At 44.2% G+C, this 16,804-nt stretch carries 17 protein-coding genes and 1 pseudogene; 11 read left to right on the plus strand and 7 right to left on the minus strand.

From position 1 onward, the window contains the following. Nucleotides 1-39: 39 nt before the first annotated feature. The 4 genes from V5G28_RS22100 (at nt 40) to V5G28_RS22115 (ending at nt 4,088) form a co-directional block, all read left to right on the plus strand. A complete protein-coding gene (locus V5G28_RS22100; protein WP_332987559.1) occupies nt 40-822 on the plus strand; it encodes a hypothetical protein in 783 nt (260 codons plus the stop codon). 65 nt (nt 823-887) lie between these two features. Then, nucleotides 888-1,679 carry an aminotransferase class IV gene (locus tag V5G28_RS22105; RefSeq protein ID WP_332987778.1) on the plus strand — a complete coding sequence of 264 codons (792 nt, stop codon included), beginning with the start codon at nt 888-890 and terminating at the stop codon, nt 1,677-1,679. Nucleotides 1,680-1,786: 107 nt separating this feature from the next. Continuing rightward, nucleotides 1,787-3,628 (plus strand): ATP-dependent zinc metalloprotease FtsH3, encoded by a 1,842-nt coding sequence (gene ftsH3, locus V5G28_RS22110; protein WP_096566969.1) that lies wholly within the window; start codon nt 1,787-1,789, stop codon nt 3,626-3,628. Between the two features lie 205 nt (nt 3,629-3,833). Further along, on the plus strand, nt 3,834-4,088 hold the full coding sequence (locus V5G28_RS22115) for a TIGR03643 family protein (RefSeq protein WP_073636530.1): 255 nt from the start codon (nt 3,834-3,836) through the stop codon (nt 4,086-4,088). 107 nt (nt 4,089-4,195) lie between these two features. Here the strand turns inward: V5G28_RS22115 and iscB are convergent, their stop codons facing one another. Beyond that, a complete protein-coding gene (gene iscB, locus V5G28_RS22120) occupies nt 4,196-5,479 on the minus strand; it encodes an RNA-guided endonuclease IscB (protein WP_332987563.1) in 1,284 nt (427 codons plus the stop codon). 169 nt (nt 5,480-5,648) lie between these two features. Continuing rightward, a complete protein-coding gene (locus V5G28_RS22125) occupies nt 5,649-5,840 on the minus strand; it encodes a hypothetical protein (RefSeq protein WP_332987565.1) in 192 nt (63 codons plus the stop codon). A 45-nt stretch (nt 5,841-5,885) separates the two neighbouring features. Here V5G28_RS22125 and V5G28_RS22130 point away from each other — a divergent pair, with 45 nt between their 5' ends. From V5G28_RS22130 to V5G28_RS22140, 3 genes are all read left to right on the plus strand, one after another. Then, the gene (locus tag V5G28_RS22130) at nt 5,886-6,089 is read left to right on the plus strand and encodes a hypothetical protein (RefSeq protein WP_332987566.1); all 204 of its coding nucleotides are present in this window, start codon (nt 5,886-5,888) and stop codon (nt 6,087-6,089) included. A gap of 95 nt (nt 6,090-6,184) precedes the next feature. Then, complete coding sequence (locus V5G28_RS22135; protein ID WP_332987568.1) at nt 6,185-6,718, plus strand: pentapeptide repeat-containing protein; 534 nt, start codon at nt 6,185-6,187, stop codon at nt 6,716-6,718. 66 nt (nt 6,719-6,784) lie between these two features. Further along, complete coding sequence (locus V5G28_RS22140) at nt 6,785-8,191, plus strand: hypothetical protein (RefSeq protein ID WP_332987570.1); 1,407 nt, start codon at nt 6,785-6,787, stop codon at nt 8,189-8,191. Between the two features lie 236 nt (nt 8,192-8,427). Here V5G28_RS22140 and V5G28_RS22145 read toward each other — a convergent pair whose 3' ends face one another. After that, entirely contained in the window at nt 8,428-10,041 is a 1,614-nt protein-coding gene (locus V5G28_RS22145; RefSeq protein WP_096566980.1) for an NAD(P)H-quinone oxidoreductase subunit 4, read from the minus strand. Nucleotides 10,042-10,510: 469 nt separating this feature from the next. Continuing rightward, nucleotides 10,511-11,466 (minus strand): annotated as a pseudogene (gene thrB / locus V5G28_RS22150) (homoserine kinase). 197 nt (nt 11,467-11,663) lie between these two features. Between thrB and V5G28_RS22155 the strand changes: the two are divergent. The 3 genes from V5G28_RS22155 (at nt 11,664) to V5G28_RS22160 (ending at nt 12,479) form a co-directional block, all read left to right on the plus strand. Beyond that, complete coding sequence (locus V5G28_RS22155; RefSeq protein ID WP_336231293.1) at nt 11,664-11,747, plus strand: MerR family DNA-binding transcriptional regulator; 84 nt, start codon at nt 11,664-11,666, stop codon at nt 11,745-11,747. Nucleotides 11,748-11,787: 40 nt separating this feature from the next. Next, nucleotides 11,788-11,943 (plus strand): hypothetical protein, encoded by a 156-nt coding sequence (locus V5G28_RS36825; protein ID WP_442994282.1) that lies wholly within the window; start codon nt 11,788-11,790, stop codon nt 11,941-11,943. 68 nt (nt 11,944-12,011) lie between these two features. Next, nucleotides 12,012-12,479: a GyrI-like domain-containing protein gene (locus tag V5G28_RS22160; protein ID WP_332987573.1), complete on the plus strand. Its 468-nt coding sequence runs from the start codon at nt 12,012-12,014 to the stop codon at nt 12,477-12,479. Nucleotides 12,480-12,694: 215 nt separating this feature from the next. Here the strand turns inward: V5G28_RS22160 and V5G28_RS22165 are convergent, their stop codons facing one another. From V5G28_RS22165 to V5G28_RS22175, 3 genes are all read right to left on the minus strand, one after another. Continuing rightward, nucleotides 12,695-13,045, minus strand: a complete 351-nt coding sequence (locus V5G28_RS22165; RefSeq protein WP_015113818.1) for a DUF1257 domain-containing protein — start codon at nt 13,043-13,045, stop codon at nt 12,695-12,697. A gap of 139 nt (nt 13,046-13,184) precedes the next feature. Beyond that, nucleotides 13,185-14,696 (minus strand): stress-responsive protein Ycf46, encoded by a 1,512-nt coding sequence (ycf46, locus tag V5G28_RS22170; RefSeq protein ID WP_041036125.1) that lies wholly within the window; start codon nt 14,694-14,696, stop codon nt 13,185-13,187. Nucleotides 14,697-14,794: 98 nt separating this feature from the next. Next, complete coding sequence (locus V5G28_RS22175; protein ID WP_096566986.1) at nt 14,795-15,145, minus strand: hypothetical protein; 351 nt, start codon at nt 15,143-15,145, stop codon at nt 14,795-14,797. 360 nt (nt 15,146-15,505) lie between these two features. Here V5G28_RS22175 and V5G28_RS22180 point away from each other — a divergent pair, with 360 nt between their 5' ends. After that, nucleotides 15,506-16,660: an NAD-dependent epimerase/dehydratase family protein gene (locus V5G28_RS22180; RefSeq protein ID WP_332987580.1), complete on the plus strand. Its 1,155-nt coding sequence runs from the start codon at nt 15,506-15,508 to the stop codon at nt 16,658-16,660. The last annotated feature ends 144 nt before the right edge of the window (nt 16,661-16,804 follow it).

Here is a 16,804-nt window from a genome sequence, read left to right on the forward strand (position 1 = left end):
CTATATAGCTGTAGTCTAATACTGTACCAGTCAGCTAAGATGTTTGCCCTATCTCGTCAAATCACTGCATCTTTTGCAGCCTGTTTGTGTATATTGGGAGTTGGCTTGCTCCAATTTCCAAAAATGCAAAAACTACTTCATAGTAACAAAACTCCTTCATTAGAAATACAAAGAACAATTGACTCAGAAAAGGTGCGTCTAAATTTCTTAAAAAGAATGCCAAGTTTTGGTTACAATAACATCATTGCCAATTGGGTTTATCTCAATTTTGTGCAATACTTTGGCGATGATGAAGCTCGTGCCAAAACAGGTTACAGTCTAAGCCCAGAATACTTTGAAGTCATTTTGGGACGCGATCCGCGATTTATACCTGCCTATCTAAGCCTTTCTACCAGTACTTCCATGTATGCAGGTATGCCAGAACGTTCTATAAAATTAACACAGAAAGCTTTAAAGTCACTATCTCCTTGGGTTCCGGAAAAGTCTTATTATGTGTGGCGGTATAAAGGCATTGATGAGTTATTGTTTTTAGGAAAATCATCAACGGCTCAAGACTCCTTTGAAATAGCAGCAGATTGGGCTAGCCAGCATACAGATCAAGAAAGCAAACAAGCGGCATCGGTTTCGCAGAAAACCGCTGAATTCCTCAAGAAAAATCCTAACAGTAAATTGGCTAGAATTGCTAGTTGGACAATGATATTAAATAATCAAGTTGATCAAACAACTCGTCAGCGAGCAATCAATGAAATTGAAGCTTTGGGAGGAAAGGTTATCACCAATCCTGACGGTATTTACAAAATTAAATTATCTGAAAATGATTGAATTGATAGGCTTGTAGTAGACGCTTAAGCGTTTAGTATTAACCCATCCTCAGTGAGGTTACGGTTATTTTCTGGTACAACGGCAAATTGATTGAGTCTCAAACTCTAGAATTAGAAATTGACGACCCAGGGTTACTCTATGGAGCAACCGTTTTTACTACGCTGCGGGTTTATGATAACTCGCTTGATAGTCGGTTAACTTACTGGCAATCCCACTGCGATCGCCTAAAATTGAGCTTGCAAACCTTTGATTGGCGCTTACCAGATGAAGAGCGATTGCGTCAAGGGGCACAAGTTATGATGGCACACTTTCCCGTTCTCAGAATCACCATCTTTCCTGATGGACGGGAGTGGATAACGGGTAGGTTCCTGCAAAACAACTTGACAGAAATGCAAAGAAATGGTATTTTAACAAATCTTGCTGCGTCGGAATTTGTTCGCTGTCTACCCGCTCATAAAACGGGAAACTACCTCAGCGCATGGTTGGCAAAGGCTAACGCCCAAAAGTTAAACACCCAAGAAGCGATATTAGTCGATGCGGCGGGAAATTGGCTAGAAACGAGTACAGGCAACCTCTGGGGATGGCGGGATGGCAGTTGGTGGACACCGCCTTTAACAGCAGGGATTTTGCCTGGAGTCGTGCGAGGACAGCTTAGAGACTGGCTATTGAAACAGCACATTGTTCGAGAGGAACCTTGGACACCAGAGCTAGTCAAAGGATTTGAGGCAATTGCCTACAGCAATAGTGTAGTGGAAACCGTCCCGATTCATACCGTTATACAGCCTACAGGAAAGCTAGAATGTAATCCCCACCATCCCTGTTTTCAACAACTGCGGATGTTTTTTATAGCATTGTAGGTGCAAAATTTGGTATACGTTAAGATAAGTTAACATAATTCTTAAAAAGCCCTCTCTTTACAGAGACGCTACGGGAAAGCACAAGAGATCTAGGAGGATTGACCTGGGTGAATAACAAACGATGGAGAAATGCGGGGCTGTACGCACTGCTGTTTATTGTTGTCATTGCGCTGGGGACAGCGTTTTTTGACAAACAACCACAAAGTAGAGATACATGGCGGTACAGTCAGTTTATTCAAGAAGTTGAAAATGGCAGAGTCGCAAAAGTCAGTTTAAGTGCAGATCGGTCTACAGCTCTTGTGACGCCAGGCGACGGCAGTAAGAAGCTCGTGACTTTGGTCAACGACCCTGACCTGATCAACACTCTCACCCAACATGGCGTAGATATTAGTGTTTTGCCGCAAACCGATGAAGGATTTTGGTTTAAGGCACTAAGTAGCTTATTTTTCCCTGTATTGCTTCTGGTTGGCTTATTCTTCTTGCTACGCCGCGCTCAAAATGGTCCTGGTAGCCAAGCAATGAACTTTGGCAAATCCAGAGCTAGAGTCCAAATGGAGCCACAAACCCAAGTGACATTTAACGATGTCGCTGGTATTGACCAAGCAAAGCTAGAACTCAACGAAGTCGTAGACTTTCTGAAAAATGCCGATCGCTTCACAGCTGTTGGAGCAAAAATTCCCAAAGGCGTGCTGCTCGTTGGTCCTCCAGGAACAGGTAAAACTCTGCTTGCTCGTGCAGTAGCAGGCGAGGCTGGTGTCCCCTTCTTCTCTATCTCTGGTTCTGAGTTTGTAGAAATGTTCGTCGGTGTGGGTGCATCCCGCGTCCGCGATTTGTTCGAGCAAGCAAAGACAAATGCTCCCTGCATCGTCTTCATCGATGAAATTGACGCCGTAGGTCGTCAGCGGGGTGCAGGTTTAGGGGGTGGTAACGATGAGCGGGAACAAACCCTCAACCAGTTGCTCACAGAAATGGACGGCTTTGAAGGCAACACAGGCATTATCATTATTGCCGCCACCAACCGTCCCGACGTTCTGGATGCAGCATTGTTGCGTCCTGGTCGTTTCGACCGTCAAGTCGTTGTGGATCGCCCAGATTATGCCGGACGTGGGGAAATTCTCAAAGTTCACGCCCGTGGAAAGACCTTGGCAAAAGATGTGGACTTGGATAGAATTGCCCGTCGTACCCCTGGGTTCACTGGTGCAGACCTTTCCAACCTGCTCAATGAAGCTGCAATTCTGGCTGCACGTCGGAATTTAACCGAAATTTCGATGGATGAAATTAACGACGCCATCGATCGCGTGCTAGCAGGTCCAGAGAAGAAAGACCGAGTGATGAGCGAAAAGCGCAAAACTCTTGTAGCATACCACGAAGCAGGTCACGCTCTTGTTGGTGCGCTGATGCCAGACTACGACCCAGTGCAGAAGATTAGCATTATTCCTCGCGGTAGAGCTGGTGGTTTAACTTGGTTTACCCCCAGTGAAGACCGGATGGACACTGGCTTGTACAGCCGTGCTTATCTGGAAAACCAGATGGCAGTTGCCTTAGGTGGTCGTCTCGCTGAAGAACTCATCTTTGGTGAAGAAGAAGTGACCACTGGTGCAGCTCAAGACTTGCAACAAGTTGCTCGTGTCGCTCGTCAGATGGTAACACGCTTTGGAATGAGCGATCGCTTAGGTCCTGTTGCTCTCGGTCGTCAGCAAGGCAATATGTTCCTCGGTCGAGACATCATGGCAGAACGCGACTTCTCTGAAGAAACTGCTGCTGCTATTGATGAAGAAGTCCGCAAGCTGGTAGAAACAGCTTACCAACGCTCCAAAGAAGTGTTGGAAAATAACCGCCACATTCTCGATCAACTCGCGCAAATACTGGTTGAAAAAGAAACAGTGGATGCCGAGGAGTTGCAAGAACTGTTGGCAAATAACGATGTGAAAACCGCAACGTTTGCTTAATAAATAAGAAACAAGATAGAAGATAGAAGAGAAAAGAGAAAATAATTTCTTCATTGTTCACTCTTGATTCTTCACTCTTTAAAGTCAGGGTAATTCTGGAATCTTCCATTGTTGCCCTGATTTTTTTGTTACGGTATGTTGGGTTTCACTATCAAATACCTGCGGGTCGTCAATTCAAAATTTCAAATCTAAAATCTAAAATCGTATGAAGTTACCAGAACTTGGTTCCGAAACTATCGACCGTATCATTGAAATGGCATGGGAAGACCGAACACCATTTGAGGCAATTGAAGAACAATTCGGTTTGCAAGAAAAGCAGGTTATTGACCTGATGCGCCGTGAAATGAAAGCATCCAGTTTTCAGATGTGGCGGGAACGTGTTAGTGGACGCAAGAGCAAGCATTTACAAAGGCGAGAGTTTGTTGCAGGTCGGTTTAAGTCAGATAATCAAAAGACTTAAAACTCCCACCTTGAATGCGGCAAGGGGGCGGACGCCTGTACCTGAAAGGTCAGCGTCTGGGGAATTGCCGCCAAATAATAAATTGAGCGGAGTGCGAATCCTTTGATTCAGAATGTGTATTCATATCCGTCAGATCTATGAATTGTTTTCAGGTATTTTGCATGCACGTCAAAACTTTTACCTCCTGTAGTTAGCTTAAAACTAGGTTTGAATCGAATAGCGATTCGCCCTGTGTAAGTCCCTGCATACTTGCCAGCTAAAACCTCGGCTTTTACTAAATCCCCAGTTTGAAATCCCATGAAGAACTTTTGGGCAGGAGCATGACGAATTGGAAACCCGTAGCGGTCAGTGCCGCAACGCTGTCTTCTACCATGTCCTTTAGCCTTAACTAACAGTGGCTTAACACCTTTGAGCAGTAATTGACTTGGAGTTGATTCCCCAACACAAGCAGCATCAGTCCAATGAGTTTTCTCAATTCCTCTAGTTTTGCGGTTGAACTTAGTTCGCCCTCCAGAGCCTACCTCTACAGGTAAACCAGTTGACTGAAGTCTTCTGTAAAGCTCCCAACGAGTAGCATTAACTGCGGTAGCATCTTTAAGTGGTGCTTTTGCTTGAGCTAGCACTTTCTTAAGAACTTCCGGCTTCTTTTTCAGGAACTCCTCAACAGGTTTATTTCCTTTGGCTTGGTTACAGGAATGGCAACTAAGGCAGAGGTTGCTGACTCGATTAGAGCCTCCTTTGCTTTTGGCAAGGATGTGTTCAATCTCGAACGGAACATTTTCAACGCCGCAGTAGGGACATTTCCTACCCCATTTTTGAAGTAAATACTCTTTGACTTCAAAGCCGAATAATTCACCTCTTTGGTACTCTACTCCGCTAATCTCAGGGTTTTGCATTTGCTGTAAGTCAAATCGAACCAACTCTTGAGAAATTGCGGTAACTGGACAGACTTTTCTAATCCGTCTCACCCAGGTTTCAATGTTAGTAACTCGACTCTCCAGAGATGGGGGTAACCATCCTGATTTACGAGTTCTGTTCAAGAAGCGAGGTTTACGGTATCGGGTCTTACGGTTACGACGACCTCTTCTTAATGCTCTACGAGACTCAAGAGCATCTTTAATTTGCTGCCCTCGGTGCGAGACTTCTAAGGCGGTTGTGATACGCCCAGTCTCTTCTTGGACAACCGCAATCCCAGTGGTTTTGCTTCCTGGGTCGATTTTGATTCGGTGAGGATGGACTGTAGATTCCTCAACGGTTCTATCTTGCAAAACAATAGTAAACGGATAACGCTTGAATACTTTAGCCCTCCCTTTTTGTAGTAATTCTCTTGCCCGTGCTGGATGGCAGGGGTCAAGAGGATTCAAGTTTTTATCTAGTACGAAAACTCGCATTACTGCTGCCTCTCATGACTGGTAACGTTTGCCTCGCTAATGTTATAAAAGCTTTTTGAGTCTGAAGCACTGGTTTTTCCTATAGCCTGTTTAACTTCAGACGACAGAGCCTAAAACTGGCACGCATCTTAGGGTGTCATGACTCAAATAACGAAGTTCCTATTAGGAACTAAAGCTGGTCAACAAGGCTTACAGTTTCCTGCAAGCCTACACTGACCTTCGGTACAGTGTAGGTAGTTGACAGTTCAACTCTTTCTTTTTCGGTACGTCCAAAGGCATGGTACCAAGCGTCGAAGTTCTTGCCAAGGTAGGACGTGGATTGAGCAAGTGATGGGTCATGATTAGCAGAATGCTTATTCAATCTAAAGGCAGCCCACTCAAAGAGTAGTAAATGGAGGTCGGAACTATGACAACCATCGAAAAGAGCGATTTAGTTGGACTGACCCGTAACGTAAATCATGATCTGCCAGAAGGTCTAGTAGGAATGGTTTTACAATGCGATAAAGATGACTTTGATGTTCGGTTTCCTCTTCCAGGAAAGGACCTGTATGCCAAAGTGCCAAGGGAAGATATAAAGTTTTTAGTCGCAATGAACCCGCTCGGAAACTAGCCAATTTCATCTTAGAGGGCACAATGATACTCTGCCCTCAAAACGTCCCCTATTGTAGGTGGCAAAAGAAGTAGAAACTTGTTGGAGCGGAAGCAATGAAAGCAAATGAACTATTGGCACAATACGAGAAAGGCACAAGAGATTTTACTGGGGTAAACCTGAGCGAAGCATACTTGCAAGAAGCTAACCTAAGTGGAGCAATTTTAGATAGAGCCATTTTGGATGGAGCTGATTTAAGCAGAGTGAATCTTAGTCAAGCAAGCCTCATTGAAGCTGACTTAAATGGAGCTAATTTAAATCAGGCAAATCTCAGCCAAGCTAATTTGAGTGGAGCCATCCTAGATGGAGCAATTCTAGAAGGAGCCATTTTGGATGGTGCAAATTTGAATCAAGCCGACTTGACGATCGCAAAGTTGGTTGGCGCTCAATTCCGTGATGCTGAGCTACAAGAAGCTAACTTGAATGCAGTTTCTCTGAATGAAGCAGATCTCACTCATGCTGACTTAGCTAAAGCAGATCTCACCCAAGCAGATCTGAGTCACGCCCAATTGAACGAGACTAACTTGAACCAAGCCAACTTGAATGACGCAAATCTAGAAGGCACAATTCTGGATGACAATAAAGTTTGATTTTTGGCAAGAAACTTTTGGTAGATTTTTTGAGTCTGAATCTCCAAATTCTGCAAAAACTTGCCAATGTCTGAATCTGCCCAAGGCATCCCAGGATTGCCCGACTTAACGCATGCTAACGAGCTTATCCAATTTGGAACCCATTTACTAAAAGCTTCACTGTTATTCGTATTCCTGGTTGTCGCTTTGGGAGTTGCAATTGCTCTGTTGAGCTTTGCCCTTCGTCGAAATCAACAGCAGCAAGATATTTTGATTGGCGAATGGGCTGTTAGTTACTCCCAACTCTTGCGGGGATTACAGCATTTAACCTTGGTGTTAATTCTGCTGGTGGGAGGATTTTTTCTTTGTTCAACTTTGAGCAATCGCTACCATCATTGGGAACAGGCAAAGGTGACTCAAGTTGCCGAGAGTGTGGCAGGTGAAAAGTTAGAACAAATAGCGCCTCAAATACGGTATGTTACTGAAGAGCCATACACATACACGACTCAAGTTAATAATAAGATAGTCAAGATAAATGATAAACAAAAGGTTAGCCGCTTCCTAACATTAAGTGGGTCGCAAATTCAAGTCAAGATTGACCAAAGCCCTGATGTTCAAGGTCGTCGCGCCATTTATAAAATAGATTATACTGCTGACTACAAAATTGTTAACCAACTCAAAGATATTAATAGTTTTTTCTTTGAAGCACCGCCACCCGTTGGTTACTCTTTATTACAAAGCTATAAAGTAGAGCGTAACGGTACTAGACTTCAACAAAAAAATCCGGGTGACTATGGCTTTCCATTTCAACTGCAACCGGGTGAAGAAACGAGTTTAAGAGTCACTTATAAAGCTCAAGGTGGACCGCGTTGGGTTTATAATTCTAACGGGCAGTTGCTTTCCAACTTTCGCCTTAGGGCGATCGCCAACTTCACTGGAGCTGATTTTGCGAGTGGTATTGTACCCAGTGAAATTAAAAATGACAGACAAGGGACTCAATTTACTTGGGTATTTGATGATAATGTTTCAGTCAAAAACCCATTTGGGGTGTATACCTACACTAACCCCATTCGTCACACTGGTGTCCTTCCTCGACTGCTATTGCTAGCACCGACAATATTTTTGTGGTGGATATTGCTACTGTATTTGTCGCTACCTATGAGCTTGAGAAATTTGGCAATTGCAGGTAGTATCTTTTTTGCTTGTTTGCTGACTTTAACTTATCTCAGCCGCTTTATAAATCCTCAGTTCGCTTGGACTCTCATTTCGCTTATCTTACTAGGATTGACATGGGGTTTGGGGTCAAAAAACCGCAGTGTTTCCCTAGCTGCTGTCATCTGCACAATTGCTGGCGCTGTGCTACCTGTCTTTGGATTATTAGTATCATTTAGTGGTCTCACCCTCAGCCTGGCAGGTTTGCTTTCAGCTATCTGGCTTGCGGTTCGTCATTGGTACGGCTTTTATAGTTTACAACCACAAGACCGTAAACATTGAGGTCTTATATTGGATTCTATAAAAAAAACCTAACCCGTATCTAATTCGGGTCAGGTTTAGAGTGCTTGATGTTAATGCCGTGTTCATAATAAAGATTCTACTGAGCGATTTCATGAGACAAAAGTCATGAACCCGATGTGACAAAAGTACTAAAAATTTTAGGGGGTGATTTCAGAATCACCCCCATATTATCTTTTTACGATTCTTTAATAGCACCAGCCTTCTGTGAACAGATATTACTCAGCAATATTAACCAAACCTGGAACTTGTGAATCAGCCAATGTTGGGGCTGTAAATATACGGGAATATAAACTTGATGGTTGCTGCTGGGCGACAATTGGTAGAACTTGACGGGCATGACTTGCGACTTGCATAGTCTTCACATCGTATGTTTGTGTCGCCAATTTGGGATACAAGCCGATTCCGATGATGGGAAGCAACAGACAAGCGGTGATGAACAGTTCGCGGGGTTTGACATCCGCTACCACTGCATCTAGCACTAACTCTTCGTTTTGCTTACCGTAGAACACTTCACGCAGCATCGACAGTAAGTAAATCGGAGTCAGAATCACACCAACAGCTGATAGCAGCACGACGACGACTTTGAAGCTAGAACTGTAGACATCGCTTGTGGCAATACCGATGAATACCATCAACTCTCCGACAAAACCACTCATTCCGGGTAAAGCTAGAGAAGCCATTGCACCGGCTGTGAACAAAGCAAAGCTTTTGGGCATGACTTTTGCGATACCACCCATTTTGTCCATCATCAAGGTGTGGGTACGCTCGTAAGTGACTCCAGAGAGGAAGAACAAACTAGCAGCAATCAAACCGTGGGAAACCATCTGGAGCATTGCACCGCTAATCCCCAACTCTGTATACGAAGCAATACCAATCAAGACAAACCCCATGTGCGCTATCGAGGAGTAAGCCAAGCGACGCTTGAGATTAGTTTGAGCAAAGGCACAGCAAGCACCGTAAACAATGTTCACCACACCCAAAATTGCTAGGACTGGAGCAAAGGAAGCATGAGCGTTGGGTAACATCTCCATGTTGATGCGGATGAGTGCATAACCGCCCATCTTCAACAACACACCAGCCAAAATCATCGAACCAGGTGCTGACGCTTCACCATGAGCATCAGGTAGCCAGGTGTGCAGCGGGAAAATCGGTAGCTTGACACCAAAGGCAATCAAGAAGCAAGCATAAACCAGAAGTTCAAAAGCTTTGGGATATTCCTTCATTCCCAGAGTTGCCATGTCGAAGCTGACAGTATCTCCAGAGAATGCCATTGCAAAGCCTGCTACCAAGATGAATATTGATGCAGCAGCAGTGTAGAGAATGAATTTGGTAGCTGCGTAGCGGCGCTTTTCTCCTCCCCAAATCGAAATCAGCAGGTACACTGGCACCAACTCAATTTCCCACATCAGGAAGAACAACAACAAATCCTGGGCGACAAACACGCCAATTTGGGCGCTGTACATCACCAGCATCAAACCATAAAACAAACGCGGCTTGTTGGTAACTTTCCAAGCCGCGAATATTGCAAGTGTGTTAATCAAGCCTGTCAGCAGTATCAAAGGCATCGACAAACCATCAACTGCAACAGACCAGTTCAAACCCAACTGAGGAACCCAAGCATATTTCTCAACCAGTTGATATGCAGAACTGTGAAAATCGTAGTCCTGCCAAAAGGCGTAAATAATCAACGCAAAGTTCGTGAGCGCAACTCCCAAACCGTACCAGCGAACAGTTCTGCCTTCCTTATCTGGGATTAAGGGAATGGCTATAGCAGCCACTATCGGCAACAGAATTATGGTTGTTATCCAAGGAAACTCAATAGCGTTCATCACTGACAATCGTTTTACGTTTTTCTTTTTAATTACATTATATTAAGGAATTCATACTTTTGTGAAGGCGATTCCTCTAAAAAAATCAAATCTTTAGAATCGATAAGAATAAATACCTACTAAGATCTCTCAAAATTCATTCTAAATGTAAAGTTTTACTAAGTCAACAAAAAACGGTGGCTCCAGCCACCGTCAAAAATTGTAATATTAGCTCTGTTTTAAGAGGGATATTTGGCAATGCGACTTATCGTTACTGAAGCCAAAAGATAGATAAAGTTAACAAATGAAAACTTTATGATACGGTTGACAAATCTATCAAAATTTTAAATTCCTAAAACCTTAGGAACCGGAATCGTCTTGAACCGATAAAAGGTGGTTTCAGGATATTGCACAAACCTCAAAGACATATATTAGTGTTGCAAGTTCCCAAAAAACAGATGTAGAAAAATTCAAAAAAATAATTTTGAATTTATAATTTTGAATTTTGAATTGCTTTTGCCCCTTGAGTATCAACAGAAAGCGATCGCACCTCTGCCTTAATTCCCTCCTCCATCCAAGCAGCTACCATCGCCGCCGCCACAGCTTGAGAATCAGCCTTATTCGTCAAAGCCAACAGCGTTGGACCTGCACCACTAATGACCATGCCATAAGCGCCAGCAGCAACAGCAGCAGAATGCAGAGCATCATAACCTCGAATCAATGCTTTCCGATAAGGCTGATGTAACCTATCTTGCAAAGCAGCCCTCAACCAATCACCCGTACCAGTTTCCAAACCTCGCAACAACAACCCCAGATGTGCCGTATTAAAAATCGCATCCGCACGACTCACCTCAGTTGGCAAAACCCGCCGCGCCTCCTTCGTTGAAAGCTCAAAATCCGGAATTGCCACCACCGGCACAACATCCTCACTCCAAGGAACCTCACAAATTTCCCACTCTTGGCGTTCTTGGAGCCTTGGCGGTTCATTTTCTACCCCCGTCGCCGCCAAACGACATCCCCCCAACAAAGCCGGCACGACATTATCTGGATGTCCTTCCAGAGCGATCGCCAACTCCATGACTTGCAACTGACTCAAAGGTTCCCCGCCAACAAATTGGCACCAACCAACCCACCGACTATTGCTGTCGCCGAACTCCCCAAACCCCGCGCCAGTGGAACACCAAGATTAATATCGATTTGTACCGGTGGCGGTGTCTGCTCTATGTGTTGATAAAACTTCACAAACGCTTGATAGAGCAAATTACTTTCATCAGTCACAACTCGTTCAGCTTCCGCACCCGAGACAGTAATTTCCATTTCCCCGTGTTGAGGCGAGGAGCCGAACTCGTTGTACAGCGTTAAAGCCGCACCAATACAATCAAAACCTGGTCCTAAATTGGCAGTTGTCGCTGGAACAGTTACAGATACAGAAGAAATAACAGACATCAGCACGTAAAAACTAATTAATCAACTAGCATCCCATGTAACTAATTCATTTGCTCACATGAAAAATTCCCTGATACCGCCCTTGACTTTGCCCTTACAGGAGGGTGTGTACTGGTAGCAAGAGTTAGGAATCAGCATTTGAGAACTAAGAATAATAACTCATCACTCATAACTCCAGCAAGGCGAGAGGTCAAGTAATGCTAAAAATTGGCGACTTTTCCAAACTCAGCCATGTAACGGTAAAAGCACTGCGCCTTTACGACCAACTGGGACTGCTTTAAACCATCTCATGTAGACCACTTTACTGGGTATGGGTACTATTTGGCTAACCGGTTACCTCAACTCAATCGGATTTTGGCGTTTAAAGACTTGGGCTTTTCTCTCGAGCAAATTGCCAAGTTGCTAGATAGAAATTGCCATAGGCAGAAATTGGTGGGATGTTGCGACTTTTCAAGTAAGCGGAACTTCACAGGTTAGTTGAGGAACAACAGGCGCGGCTATTACGTGTGGAAGCAAGACTTAAGCAAATTGAACAGGAGGATACTATGCCTAATTACGAAGTTGTACTTAAAACCGTGGAGCCGATAAAAGTTGCAGCGATCAGGGAAACGTTACCAAATTATCCCTGTATAGGACGACTATACGATGAGTTATTAGAGTATTTCAAGCAACACGGAGTGAAAGAAGGTGATTATTGCGGCGCGATATGGCACGATCCTGGATACAAACAGTCTGATGTGGATGGCGAAGCTGTGATCTCATTTGAGGGTGAGGTATCCAGTACTGACCGCGTGTTGATTTATGAATTACCGGGTGTAGAAAAAATGGCAACTGTAGTTCATCACGGCAGTTACAACACGATTAACCAAGCCTATGCTGCCTTACCAGCTTGGATTGAAACGAATGGATATAAAATAATCGGTTCTAACCGCGAGGTTTATATTATTGGTGGAAATGAACAGGACAACGAGTCATATGTAACGGAAGTGCAGTTTCCTGTCGCCAAGGCTTAGCTCAAGGTTCTCGGGAGTAGGGAATCGGGAATTCGACTCCCTACTCCCTACTTGGAAAAAAAGTTTGTTAAGAAAAATGCGTCTCTATTATGGTAAATTCATAAAAGGAAAAAAAGATTAACGGACTGAGCGCAAACTCAGTCCGGTAAAAAAAGCGGGTTAACCGCTATAGACCTGGTTAACCCGTGCAGCTTTGGGAACGCGCAGAGAAATGACTATTGCAATACCAACTTAACGTTGGCATTTTGTAGACCGCGCTGCTTCACTTCTGCCAGGGTCTTGTTAACGGCATACTTCTGGTTGATCGAGTTGATCAATTCGGTTTGATTGTGCTTCTTAGCAACGCCCCACAGGTCTGCAATCAGATCGAAGGAACCGTCGCTGTTGCGAGACCAACCGAGGTCATATTCGCCTTCCAAAACTGCAACGATGTCGGAACGAACACGTTGACCGTTGTAGCCACGAACATCAGCTTCGGTCTTTACAGTGATGCCCAAGTCGCGCAGGGAAGCCTTGAGGATTTCTGCATCGGTGATTTTGGTACGCAGAGTGCTAAAGTGAGACATTTGGGTTTCCTCCAAAGAGAAAGTAGAGAAAAAGACAACGGTTTGTTTTAAGCGAAGCCGCGTTTACCAAGACGCGGTTTTTTCATAACTGCTAGCTTTTGACGCTAGCCTTTCCCCCTGTGGTAGCAGGAGAAAGCTTTTAGAACTCCATTCGCTGATATTCAGCAACGGAGGATGCGGCTGGTCTTGCTCGCTGTCTAGCCCAGTCTCGAAGAGCTGTGACCTGTTCTTGCATCGTACGAGACAGCGGTAGCGTGGCTTTAAGTGCCGCAATAATATCTAATTGTGTGAACTCCCGATCTTGGGCAAAAGCTTCGTACATTGCCGCAACAATCGCTTGTTCAATTTCTGCTCCCGAAAATCCATCAGACATCTTAGATAGCTGTTCTAAGTCAAATCGCGAGATGTCTTCCCGACGGCTGGAGAGGTGTATATTGAAAATATGCTGGCGTTCTTCAGGTGTGGGGAGATCGACAAAGAAAATCTCATCAAACCGACCCTTCCTCAAGAACTCACCCGGGAGGCGCTCAACTCGGTTAGCAGTCGCCATAACAAATACTGGGGATTTTTTCTCTTGCATCCAGGTGAGGAAAGATCCGAAAATCCTGCTGGAAGTACCACCATCTGAGTCAGAAGAGCCTGTCGTACCAGCAAATGATTTATCTAATTCATCGATAAACAAAATTGCTGGGGAAATCGATTCTGCTGTTTTTAGAGCATTACGCAAGTTGGCTTCCGAACGACCCACCATAGAGCCATCGTACACTCGCCCCATATCTAACCGGAGTAGTGGCAAACTCCATAGCCTAGAGGTCGTTTTGGCAATTAAAGATTTACCACATCCTGGAACTCCCAAGATCAGCATTCCTTTCGGTTGAGGCAAACCGTATTCGCGCGCTCTTTCTGTAAAGGCGTTAGAACGTTGTTTTAGCCACTTCTTTAATTCATCCAAGCCACCGACAGCATCAATCGTTGCGTCTTCTTCTATGTATTCTAATATACCATTACGCCGAATAAGCTGCTTTTTCTCAGATAAAATGATATCTACTTCATCTTCCGTCAGACGCCCCTTAGTTACCTGTGCCTTACGGTAGACTTTTTCAGATTCATCTTTAGTCAATCCTAACGCCGCTCTAAGAAGCTTTTCACGCGCTTCTGTTGCTAGCCGTCGCCCACGGTTTTGTTCTATATGGCTCGTTAAAACTTTATTTAATTCACCCATGTCTGGAAGCGGAAAATCGAGAACGACAACTTCCTTTTCCAGTTCAATGGGAACTTGCTGCATAGGCGACATCAAGATAATGTTTTTCTGAGTGCCTTTAAACCCAGCGATCGCATCACGTAATGATCTTGTTGTCGCTGGCGCATCAATAAATGGATGTAAATCTTTAAGAATAAATATACCTGGTTCTCTCTGCCGGATGATCCATTCAATTGCCGCCTCTGGAGAAACGGTATTGTGTTGGGTGACATTCCGGGGTTGACCATACTCCACGATGCCGTGCGTTACTGTCCACACATAGACCCTTCGCTGCGGCTTTGAGGATTGAGCGATTGTAAAAATTGCCTGCTCAGCCCGCTCTTCCTCGGAGGTCACAAGGTAGATTAGAGGGTATTGAGCTTGAATGAGGATGTTGAGCTCTTCTTTCATACAATCGACCTACTTGAGACCTTTACAGACAGTACAGACATCGCTTTTTTTAATAGAGATGAGGCTATTATTATGAATTTAAAATTCATAATTCCTATTTAGCAAGGAACTAACTCTTCCTTACCCTTCTGATTAGTTTCATCTCTTTCCATATCATCAATGGCAAAACGCTCTTTTTGAGCTACCACTCCTGGCTGCTTACCCAATGTGACCAATTCCCCATCGCGTAGCACTAATGAACTTTCACAAGTTGGACAGGAGTGAACTCTGTGCGTCCTTCCATATGATGATGCTTCTACTTCTTCTACTAACTCTGAGTTTGCCAAATAGAAATCTAAGGCGCGTTGAGCAAGTTCTGACATCGGTTCGGAGTCAATTGCTGAACGAACCTTCAACTTCCTGTGCAGTTCTGGCGACAGATACAGTGTTACCTTTTGCTTAGCTTGCATATTACTCTTTAACGGTCTTACCCGGGTATGTATCTTACGATATCGGCTTCCCTTTTGCTTGTCAAGACAGCAAAATGTTTTGACGGCAATATTGTTACATTTCTTAATTCAACTCTGTCATAAGCCAAAGTTTTGGCTCAAAACTGAAAATCGGCAAATCGTAGACCCAAGTTAACTTCTTGTTTTACGAGATTGCTCAGCACTATCGCACTCCTCGGTCATAAGTCCTGAGTGAAACAAGACAAGGGGAGATAAAGAGCATTTTTATTTCCCCCGCTTGCTTATTCCCCCATCTAAAGATAGTTGAGAGGTGACACAAACCTGCTAGATTTAGCTATCAGCGAGTAAAAACTGGTCAAAATGAAAGTCCTGGTTATTGGTGGAGATGGATATTGCGGTTGGGCAACCGCACTTTACCTTTCAAATCGCGGTTATGAAGTTGGTATTTTAGATAGTTTAGTGCGGCGGCACTGGGATAATGAGTTGGGAGTGCAAACTCTTACCCCAATTACGCCCATTCAGCAACGCATACAGCGCTGGCACGATTTGACAGGTAAATCAATCGACCTTTTTGTTGGCGACATTACTAATTACGAGTTCCTGAAGAAGGTGCTGCAAAAATTTGAGCCAGAAGCACTTGTGCATTTTGGCGAACAGCGTTCAGCACCTTTTTCGATGATTGACCGCGAACACGCAGTTCTCACCCAAGTGAACAACGTAGTTGGTACGTTAAATTTGTTGTATGCGATGCGGGAAGATTTTCCCAACTGTCACTTGGTCAAACTGGGGACAATGGGTGAATACGGCACGCCCAACATTGATATTGAAGAAGGGTACATCACCATAGAACACAACGGGCGTAAAGATACCCTACCTTATCCCAAGCAGCCCGGTTCAATGTATCATCTCAGCAAAGTCCATGACAGCCACAATATCCACTTTGCTTGCCGAATTTGGGGATTAAGGGCAACAGACTTAAATCAGGGTGTTGTTTACGGTGTTTTAACCGAAGAAACAGGGATGGACGAGCTGTTGATTAACCGCCTTGATTACGATGGCGTGTTTGGAACGGCGCTGAACCGTTTCTGTATTCAAGCAGCCATTAGTCACCCCTTGACTGTTTACGGTAAAGGCGGACAAACTCGGGGATTTTTGGATATTCGAGATACCGTGCGATGTATTGAACTAGCTGTAGCTAACCCAGCCCAACCTGGTGAATTCCGCGTGTTCAACCAGTTTACCGAACAATTTAGCGTCGGCGACTTGGCGCTGATGGTGAAAAAAGCGGGTAACGCAATGGGACTGAATGTGGAAATCAATCATTTAGATAATCCCAGAGTTGAGACAGAAGAACATTACTTCAACGCCAAAAACACTAGACTGCTAGATCTTGGCTTGCAGCCCCATTATCTTTCTGATTCGCTTCTCGATTCTTTGTTGAACTTTGCTATTAAGTACCAGCATCGAGTTGATCAAAATCAAATCTTGCCTAAAGTCTCTTGGCGGAGAAATTAGGTAAATTTTGAATGCGGCTGATCACAAACAAACAACTCACAACTGTTGTAATTCAAATTCAGTATCAGTTGTGTTGGACATGGTGGAAAGTGGAGATAGCATGCCTTTGGGCTGATCCATTTCAAAATGGCAGGTTCTTACCAT

Source organism: Scytonema sp. PRP1, from assembly GCF_036697665.2.
In the GTDB taxonomy this organism is placed as follows: domain Bacteria; phylum Cyanobacteriota; class Cyanobacteriia; order Cyanobacteriales; family Nostocaceae; genus Kalymmatonema; species Kalymmatonema gypsitolerans.